The sequence below is a fragment of the Mucilaginibacter sp. P4_G9 genome (assembly GCF_056400985.1).
On sequence record NZ_JBFUKF010000670.1, the window covers coordinates 1 to 1,741 of the forward strand.

Genomic DNA, 1,741 nt, shown 5'->3' on the forward strand with positions numbered 1-1,741 from the left:
ACGTGTCACCTTCCCAATCAAAATTATGATCGATAACTACAGATTTTGGCACAAAACCCGCATTGTCGGTTTCGCTAAAGCTCAGATCTTCATCCGGACTGCCAATTTCGTAACCAAATAATGAATCGTCCCAATTGATAGTGCCCGAAATTGCTTTTGCATATGGATCCAACAATAATTTGTTAGGATTAAAAYGGTGGCCGTTTTGGGGATCAAATGAGCCGCTTACTTTGTAACCATATAGTTGGCCGGGTTTTAAATCAGCAACGTATACATGCCATATTAGTTCGGAGTATTCGGTGATCTTTATTTTTTCTGATTCAATTTCATCTTCAGGGGAATTAAACAGGCAAAGATCAACTGCGGTAGCGTTCTCGGAGTATAGCGTAAAGTTAACGCCCTCGCCGTCCCATGTAGCGCCGAGCGGGAATGATTTACCGGGGTATGTTGTAATTTTCATATGTTATTATTAGGGGCATTTAAATTCCATATTACACCATCTTAAATTAAAATCAGGCGGATTTGTTTGCTGTATACAGCATTTTGTTTAACACACACTGATAATCATCATGTAAAACGTGAATTTAACTATTGCCTTTTGTTTAAATAAGTTAATTAATAATTGATAATTGAAATAATGCTGTGTAGATTTGTATATCAGTTAATAAACCTATGAGCAAAAAAATATTTGTTGTGGAAGACGATGCCGATTTGTCTGAAGCAATACAAATCATCCTAAGAGAAAACGGGTATATCGCCGTTGCGTCCCTTGATAAAAACTCCATCAAAGGTGTGATCCTTCAAATGCCAGATCTTGTTTTGGTTGACAATAGGCTAAAGGATGGCCTTGGTAGCGAACTATGCATAGCTATAAAGCAACATCCGTTGACAAGTCATATCCCGGTTATACTTATATCCGGCTATACAAATCTCGCCGATATTGCAAAGGTTTGCGGTGCTGATGCCTGGTTAAACAAACCATTTGAATCAACAGAACTAACTAACCTCGTTGATCATTATTTACAACATGTTGCTTAATTTTTAAGAAATAGGTTATCGCATTTAATGCCTCTTTGAAACGGGATAGAGATTTAAATTTGTCTAATCAATTCTTACCATCATGAAAGAAAAAAAAGAAGCTTACCCGTTTAATAAATTAGCAAAACCTGCCCAACGCGCTTTGGTTAATGCGGGTATCACCCATCTTAAACAACTATCAAACTTCAAAGAAACTGAATTAATGCAGCTTCATGGCATAGGTAAAAATGCGTTGCAAATGCTTAAGCTTGCAATGGCCGATCAAAACATCACCTTTAAATAAAAAAAATTGCTTTATTGATGGATCAACTCAAGGTGACGGTACTGCCTGGTGTTTCTGTAGATTTTCTTTTTGACCTTATTTTTACAATTTGGTATAATACACCTGCAATGTAAAGCGTGACAAGGATCAGAAGCCCCATTTTCGCTACCGGATCATTTGGGTCGGCGGCCAGGGGATGACTGATAGGTAACCTTGTTAAGGTTTCGATTATTGCAGGGATCATCGAAAAAAACAGGGTTGATGACATTACTATGGTTTGAATATATTCTGCACCCTTCCCAAAAAAGCGGATTGATTTGGCGTATACGCCCATAGGAAGCAACAGTAAAACAATAACTGCCAAACCATGCCCGGCACTCAAATGCCCGGTTTTCATGATTGGGAATGCTGTAAGGCATCCAATTGCGGTTAATATTATAT

At 38.0% G+C, this 1,741-nt stretch carries 3 protein-coding genes and 1 pseudogene; 2 read left to right on the forward strand and 2 right to left on the reverse strand.

Features of this window, described 5'->3' with window-relative positions; all coding sequences use genetic code 11:
- Positions 1-460 (reverse strand): annotated as a pseudogene (locus tag AC1DPZ_RS26565) (glycogen debranching protein GlgX); the annotation flags it as partial.
- 212 nt (positions 461-672) lie between these two features.
- Between AC1DPZ_RS26565 and AC1DPZ_RS26570 the strand changes: the two are divergent.
- The gene (locus tag AC1DPZ_RS26570) at positions 673-1,038 is read left to right on the forward strand and encodes a response regulator (RefSeq protein WP_477409168.1); all 366 of its coding nucleotides are present in this window, start codon (positions 673-675) and stop codon (positions 1,036-1,038) included.
- Positions 1,039-1,120: 82 nt separating this feature from the next.
- Positions 1,121-1,321: a helix-hairpin-helix domain-containing protein gene (locus AC1DPZ_RS26575; protein WP_477409170.1), complete on the forward strand. Its 201-nt coding sequence runs from the start codon at positions 1,121-1,123 to the stop codon at positions 1,319-1,321.
- A 22-nt stretch (positions 1,322-1,343) separates the two neighbouring features.
- Here the strand turns inward: AC1DPZ_RS26575 and AC1DPZ_RS26580 are convergent.
- Positions 1,344-1,741, reverse strand: a 398-nt coding sequence (locus tag AC1DPZ_RS26580; RefSeq protein ID WP_477409172.1) for a hypothetical protein, incomplete at its 5' end; no start/stop codon positions are given.